This window comes from Agathobaculum sp. (assembly GCF_050946325.1).
GTDB lineage: Bacteria > Bacillota > Clostridia > Oscillospirales > Butyricicoccaceae > Agathobaculum.
In genome coordinates this window covers 1-7,121 of the sequence record NZ_JBMNUP010000097.1, presented here as the reverse complement: position 1 = coordinate 7,121, position 7,121 = coordinate 1, and the positions used below count along the sequence as shown (strand labels likewise).

Annotated in this window: 5 protein-coding genes; 2 read left to right on the top strand and 3 right to left on the bottom strand. The window is 57.5% G+C overall.

Translation table 11 applies throughout. The features are described from left to right. Window positions 1-8: 8 nt before the first annotated feature. Window positions 9-989, bottom strand: coding sequence for a PD-(D/E)XK nuclease family protein (locus tag ACOYIE_RS07950; protein WP_433412117.1), 981 nt, complete (start codon window positions 987-989; stop codon window positions 9-11). Between the two features lie 148 nt (window positions 990-1,137). Here ACOYIE_RS07950 and ACOYIE_RS07945 point away from each other — a divergent pair, with 148 nt between their 5' ends. After that, a complete protein-coding gene (locus tag ACOYIE_RS07945; RefSeq protein ID WP_433412115.1) occupies window positions 1,138-1,797 on the top strand; it encodes a sortase in 660 nt (219 codons plus the stop codon). Window positions 1,798-1,836: 39 nt separating this feature from the next. Here ACOYIE_RS07945 and ACOYIE_RS07940 read toward each other — a convergent pair whose 3' ends face one another. Both ACOYIE_RS07940 and nifJ read right to left on the bottom strand, forming a co-directional pair. Continuing rightward, on the bottom strand, window positions 1,837-2,667 hold the full coding sequence (locus ACOYIE_RS07940) for a hypothetical protein (protein WP_433412113.1): 831 nt from the start codon (window positions 2,665-2,667) through the stop codon (window positions 1,837-1,839). Window positions 2,668-2,766: 99 nt separating this feature from the next. Then, window positions 2,767-6,327 (bottom strand): pyruvate:ferredoxin (flavodoxin) oxidoreductase, encoded by a 3,561-nt coding sequence (nifJ, locus tag ACOYIE_RS07935; RefSeq protein WP_433412111.1) that lies wholly within the window; start codon window positions 6,325-6,327, stop codon window positions 2,767-2,769. A gap of 312 nt (window positions 6,328-6,639) precedes the next feature. Between nifJ and ACOYIE_RS07930 the strand changes: the two genes are divergently transcribed. Then, a partial coding sequence (locus ACOYIE_RS07930; RefSeq protein ID WP_433412110.1) for a magnesium chelatase domain-containing protein occupies window positions 6,640-7,121 on the top strand: 482 nt, incomplete at its 3' end.

Here is a 7,121-nt window from a genome sequence, read left to right as displayed (position 1 = left end):
TACCGTGATTAATCACGGTAACGCGCCCCCTGCTCACGCACCTTACGGCGGATATAGGCCGCCGCGTGCTCGCATTCATCAAAGGGAGAGGACGCCGCATACAGGCGCACGCCATCCTTTGCTTCCGGATGGGCGGTGCGCAGCGGCAGCAGGCTTTCCGCCTCAACCGCTGCCAGTCCAGCCGGCCGCGCGACTTTGCTGCATCCCAGCGCGATCTGCTCTACCGGCTGTCCGTGCCGTTTTGCCATGCGGGAAAGTGTTTTTACCGTTCTGCATCCGGTCACAAAAATCTCCGGATATGCCATATCACAGGTAACAGCAGCCGCCAACGGCACCCCGGCGCCCAGCATGGCATCCACCACCGCCAGTTCCTGCGGCGTAAAGCTCAAAAAGCCGTCCAGATAAACGGCTGTTCCATCCAGCAAGCGGCTCTCTCCCAAGCGGTCACGCAGCAGGGTCAGCCGGTCGCGCGGGTCGGGCAGGGATTGTTCGCACAGCCGGTCATACGCCGTCAGCAGCTGCGCCAGATCGGATAATTTGGCGGACAGCGCCTGCTCGCCGCTTTCCTCCGCCGCGGCAAAAAGCTGCTCGGGCAAAACCGCGCAGGTTTTGCATTCATCCACCAGACGCAGCGCTTCCCGCAGCAGCTCGGGCTTATCTGCCAGACCGCTCCACGCGGACAGGCCGCCCTGCACACGCCGCGCAGCCTCCTGCAAGGTCAGCAGCTGCCCCGCCGGTGTCAGCACCTGCTGTGCCAGACCGCCCACTTCAGCAAACACACGGTCAGCCAGGCGGGAAAAGGTCAGCACCTCGGCGGTGCGCGCCCCGTGGTTGCCGGTTGCCGCCGCCAGCCGCCGCTCCGTCTGATGGGAGTTCAATTCGGGCACCAGCAGAATCTGCCGCCCACTTTCCTTCCCGCACTGCACGGCGATCTCCTGCAAAATATCCCTTGTTTTTCCGCTGCCTGCACGGCCGGTCCAGATTCGCATGCTTTCATCTCTCCTGCGCTTTTTTTATATCTTACCATGTTCCATCCGTCCGCGCAAACCCCCTGTTTTCGGTTTTTCCCGCATAACCCGCGATTAGGGGTTGACACAGGGCAGTCCGTCAGGTACTCTTGTAACAGGTGATATCATAATGGACAAAAAATCAAAGCGCAAATTTGAACGAATTCTCATCATTTCCGGCATTGCCATCGCCGCCTTCGGTCTGCTGACAGAAGCAATTCAGTACCCCTGGGGCGCGCTGGCAGGACAGGAAACCATCCCGGAGGACCCCGCGCCCGTATCCGACCAGTGGGTCAGCGAAAGCGTGGCCGAAGAAGACGTTGTTTATCTGGCTGGCGGAGATTCCTACGGTGCTTCCGCTGACAAGGACCAGCCGGTTCTTCAGGTAGGCATCCTCAAACTGCCCACACTTGGAAAGGCGGACAATGTGCTGGAGGGCGACGACGCCAATACCCTCATGCTCGGCGCGGGGCATATTCCTGGCACCGCGCTGCCAGGGCAGGCAGGAAACTGCGCTATCGTCGGCCGGCGTGAATCCAGCCTTTTTTACCACTTGGAGCTGGTTGGCGAAGATGCTTCCATTCTGCTGGCCGACCAGACGCAGCAATACACTTACACGGTATTCCACACGGCTGAAGTAGTACCGACTGACGTTTCCGTTCTGGAACCGGTTGAGGGACGCGAGTCTGTGCTGACGCTGATCACCGGCACGCCTTACGGCTCCAACAAAAAACGGCTGATCGTTCAGGCCGAGCTGACCGATACGCAGCCGCGCAGTCAGGCACAATAACGCAAAAGGGACGTTTCCATCGGAAACGTCCCTTTTCTTTTATCTGGTGATATCTGTGTATACCGTTTCGATGGTATACGCGTTTTGGCTGCCTTCTATGGTGCTGCTCTGGTAAATTTCACGCCCCTGCGCATCATACCGGAAATAGTTGGTCTGTCCGTCCTCCCGATAACAGGCAGCCGCGCTGTCGCCGTCATATTCCCAGGACTGGCGGATGCTGTGCCGGTCGCCGTCACGATACTGCGTATCCGCAGTCAGCACATTGCCGCGCGCATCGTATGTATAGTTCGTTTGGCTATATAGCCTGCCGTCCGCATCCCAGGTTTCGCTGCTGCGCACATTGCCGTACTCATCCAGCGTCTGTACATATTTTTCAATCAGTGCGCCCGATGCATCATAGCGTTCGGTCTCAACGGGTTTCTCCCATTCCCCCTCATACTGGTAAACGGCCCAGCCGCCGTCAGAAAACTCCGCACGGATCTCCCTTCCCAGCGCGTCCGTTGTGATGCGATGGCTTCTGTGCTGCCTGGCTCCGCTGAAATACTCCGAATACGTCTGCGCGTCATGATAAACAAAATCCGTGCGGCAGATGTCCCACTCATCGGGCCGCATATAATAAACCGTGCGAATCAGGCGATCCTGCGCATCATAGCATAAAATAGAAGTGTATGTGCGCGAGGTCTGCTCAGGTGCCCATCCTGTGCGCTGCACAATCTGCTCATACCGGGCAGCAGGCACAACCCACGGAAGCAGCCGCCAGTTATCCGCATCCGGCCGCACATAAAGCGCGCCATGCAGGCCCAGCCCGCCCAGAGCTGCGCCAAAACACAGCGCAGTGCTTAAAACGATGCCTAAAATACGCTTTTTCATCCCTATCGCCTCCTTTTTCCCCATCATAACAGAAAAATCCCCGCGGGACAAGTCCCGCGGGGATTTTATTTTATGCAGTTCTCAGCCTGTCAGCCGCGCTTACGCTTCGGGAGCGTACAGATCCTGCAGACGCTGCAGGTGCTTGAAGCGGCGGGTAGACTCTACCTCAGACTTGGTGAACAGGTCTTCCGCACGATCCGGGAAGGAACGGGTCAGAGCAGAGTAACGCGCTTCGTTCATCATGAACTTGCGGTAATCCTCAGTCTTGGGCTCCTTGGACTCCAGAATGAACGGATTCTTGCCTTCCTCAGCCAGAGCCGGGTTGAAGCGGAACAGGTTCCAGTAACCGCAGTCAACAGCCTTCTTCATCTCAGCCTGGCAGTTGGTCATGCCGCCCTTGATGGAGTGCATCTCACACGGCGCATAGCCGATGATGAGCGACGGGCCCGGGTAAGCTTCTGCTTCCGCGATCGCCTTGAGGGTCTGGTTCATGTTGGCGCCCATAGCGATCTGCGCAACATAAACGTAGCCGTAGCTCATAGCGATTTCAGCAAGGCTCTTCTTCTTGGTGGTCTTACCAGAAGCGGCAAACTGCGCAACAGCGCCGAAGTTGGTCGCCTTGGAAGCCTGACCGCCGGTGTTGGAGTAAACCTCGGTATCGAATACCATTACGTTGACATCCTGGCCGGAAGCGAGGACGTGGTCCAGACCGCCGAAGCCGATATCATAAGCCCAGCCGTCGCCGCCGAAGATCCAGACAGACTTCTTAGCCAGGTATTCCTTATGCGCAAGTACTTCCTTGCAGGCGTCGCAGCCAGCCGCAGCACCCTTCTCCAGTACAGCAACCAGAGCCTTAGCCGGTTCTGCATTGGCAGCGCCGTTGTCCTTGGTCTCCATAAACTTGGCGATTGCTTCCTTCGCCTCAGCCGGAGTGCCCTCAGCGGCAGCCATTTCTTCCAGCTTGCCGATCATGCGCTCACGGATCGCCTGCTGGCCGTAGTACATACCAAGACCGTGCTCAGCGTTATCCTCAAACAGGGAGTTCGCCCAAGCCGGACCATGGCCGTTGGCATCAACCGTGTACGGGCTGGTAGCAGCCGGGCCGCCCCAGATGGACGAACAGCCGGTCGCGTTGGAGATATACATACGATCGCCGCAGACCTGGGTGATGAGGCGCGCGTAAGAGGTTTCCGCACAGCCTGCGCAGGAGCCGGAGAACTCAAGCAGCGGCTTCTTGAACTGGCTGTCCTTGACAGAGTTGACGGAGATCATGTCCGGCTTCTCTGCAACCTTGGCTACGCAGTAATCGAAAGTATCCTGCTGGGCAGCTTCCTGCGCCTGCGGAACCATGGTGAGGGACTTGGTCGGGCAAACGCCGATACATACGCCGCAGCCCATGCAGTCGAGCGGGGAAACAGCCATCGTGTACTTGTAAACACCCTTGCCCTTGCCGGCCTTGATGTCAACCAGCTTGGCAGATGCCGGAGCGGCAGCAGCCTCTTCCTCGGTCAGCGCGAACGGACGGATGGTCGCGTGCGGGCAGACATAAGCACACTGGTTGCACTGTACACAGGTCTCAGCGTTCCAGGTCGGAACGGTAACGGCTACGCCGCGCTTCTCGTAAGCGGCAGCGCCGTGCTCGAAGGAGCCGTCAACATGCTCGCCCGCGAAAGCGGATACCGGCAGGGAGTCGCCGTCCATGCGGCCGATCGGCTCCATAACGTCCTTAACCATCTTAACGACCTCGGGACGGCCCTGCAGATCGCGGTTATCAGCCTCATCGGCAACGTCAGCCCAGGAAGCCGGAACGTCAATCTTCTTGAACGCAGTAGCGCCGGCGTCAATCGCCTTGTGGTTCATGTCAACAACATCCTGGCCCTTCTTCAGGTAGGACTTGGTCGCAGCATCCTTCATGAACTGGATGGCCTCTGCCTCCGGCATAACCTTGGCCAGTGCAAAGAACGCGGACTGCAGAATGGTGTTGGTGCGCTTGCCCATGCCGATCTCGATCGCAAGGTCAATCGCGTTGATGGTGTAAAGCTGAATGTTGTTCTTGGCAATGTAGCGCTTCTCGGAAGGAACGAGGTGCTTCTCGAGCTCTTCCGGGCTCCACTGGCAGTTGATCAGGAATACGCCGCCCGGCTTAACGTCACGCACGATCGGGAAGCCCTTGGTGATGTAGGACGGGTTGTGGCAGGCAACAAAGTCAGCCTTGTTGATATAATAGGGGGACTTGATCGGGTGATCGCCGAAACGCAGGTGCGAAACGGTTACGCCGCCGGTCTTCTTGGAGTCATACTGGAAGTACGCCTGAACATACTTGTCGGTATGGTCGCCGATGATCTTGATGGAGTTCTTGTTCGCGCCAACGGTGCCGTCGCCGCCGAGACCCCAGAACTTGCACTCGGTCGTGCCTTCCGCCGCAGTGTTCGGCGCCGGCTTCTCCTCGAGGGACAGGTAGGTCACGTCGTCGGTAATACCGATGGTGAACTGCGGCTTGGGCTCTGCCTTTGCCAGATCCTCATATACAGCGAATACAGAGGACGGAGGCGTATCCTTGGAGCCGAGGCCGTAACGGCCGCCGGTGATCACGCGGTCGGTAATGCCGGCGTTAGCCAGCGCGGTAACAACGTCCTGATAGAGCGGCTCGCCCTGCGCGCCGGGCTCCTTGGTACGGTCAAGAACCGCGATCTTCTTGGCGGTTTCCGGAATCGCAGCAATCAGCTTGTCCGGGCAGAACGGACGGTACAGACGAACCTTAACCAGGCCGACCTTCTCGCCGTGCGCGTTCAGGTAGTCGATAACTTCCTCTGCAACGTCGCAGATGGAGCCCATTGCGATGATAACGCGGTCTGCGTCAGCAGCGCCATAGTAGTTGAAGAGCTTGTAGTCGGTGCCGAGCTTGGCGTTGACCTTGTCCATATACTCCTCTACGATGCCCGGAACAGCTTCATAGAACTTGTTGCAGGCCTCGCGGTGCTGGAAGAATACGTCGCCATTCTCATGGGAGCCGCGCATCATCGCATGCTCCGGATTGAGCGCGCGCTTGCGGAACGCTTCAACAGCGTCCATGTCGCACATTTCCTTCAGGTCCTCGTAGTCCCAAACCTCGATCTTCTGGATCTCATGGGAGGTACGGAAGCCGTCAAAGAAGTTGATGAACGGAACGCGGGACTTGATGGTAGCAAGATGCGCAACCGCAGACAGGTCCATAACTTCCTGCGGGTTGGTCTCAGCCAGCATGGCGAAACCGGTCTGACGGCAGGCCATAACGTCGGAATGGTCGCCAAAGATGTTCAGAGCGTGGGAAGCAACGGTACGCGCGGAAACGTGGAATACGCACGGCAGCAGCTCGCCCGCGATCTTGTACATGTTCGGGATCATCAGCAGCAGGCCCTGAGAAGCGGTGTAAGTCGTGGTCAGCGCGCCGGCTGCCAGAGAGCCGTGTACCGTACCCGCAGCGCCCGCCTCGGACTGCATTTCGATCACCTTTACGGTAGTGCCGAAAATGTTCTTCTGACCTGCGGCTGCCCACTGGTCAACGTTGTCTGCCATGGGGCTGGAAGGGGTAATCGGATAGATACCCGCAACCTCGGTAAACGCATACGACACGTGTGCCGCAGCGGTGTTACCGTCCATGGACTTCATCTTTCTTGCCATGTTTATATCCTCCTATTCAGTTATAACATGCTTAAAGGACAGTCTCACTTCATTTTCTGCTTTATGCACAAAACGCAGCTCGTATCTGCCCTTTTCATTCTATCACCTCCCCTCAAACTTGTAAACACCCAATATGACAAATTCCTAACGATTTGTGGTTTTTTAATAAAAATTTCACATCGTGAAACAATTTTCCCAACTTTGAACACTTATGTTACAATTGCTTTTCATTTCGTGTTTGGCATTGCGAAATACGCTATTTTTTAGTATAGTATAAGAAGAAAAATTTTGTTTGCAGACTGGAGGGAGAGCATGGTATCGCGCGTATATTCCGCAGGGCTCAGCGGCATTGAAGGCTATATCGTCACGGTTGAGTGCTTTCTGTCAAACGGGCTGCCGCGGCTGGATGTCGTCGGCTTGCCGACCGGCGCAGTGGCCGAGTCCGGCGAACGTGTGCGCGCGGCTGCAAAATCCTGCGGCTTTGACTGGCCGGTTTCCCGCCTGACGGTCAATCTCGCCCCTGCGGATACCCGAAAGGCCGGCACTGCGTATGACCTTCCCATTCTGCTGAGTATCCTCGCTGCTGCGGGAGAAATCAACGCTCCGCCGCAGGACGCCGTATTTCTCGGGGAATTATCGCTCACGGGTGAACTTCGCCCTGTATGCGGCGCGCTTTCCATGGCGCTTTCCGCGCGGGACGCCGGTTTTCACACCGTCTATGTGCCTGCGCAAAACGCAGCCGAAACCGCCTACGCAGAAGGCATAACCGTTTTCCCTGTACCCGATTTCAAAGC

What these genes read in the sequence shown, in the direction of transcription:
- ACOYIE_RS07950 (WP_433412117.1), bottom strand. Translation starts at nt 989, where the DNA reads ATGCGAATCTGGACCGGCCGTGCAGGCAGCGGAAAAACAAGGGATATT.
- ACOYIE_RS07945 (WP_433412115.1), top strand. Translation starts at nt 1,138, where the DNA reads ATGGACAAAAAATCAAAGCGCAAATTTGAACGAATTCTCATCATTTCC.
- ACOYIE_RS07940 (WP_433412113.1), bottom strand. Translation starts at nt 2,667, where the DNA reads ATGAAAAAGCGTATTTTAGGCATCGTTTTAAGCACTGCGCTGTGTTTT.
- nifJ (WP_433412111.1), bottom strand. Translation starts at nt 6,327, where the DNA reads ATGGCAAGAAAGATGAAGTCCATGGACGGTAACACCGCTGCGGCACAC.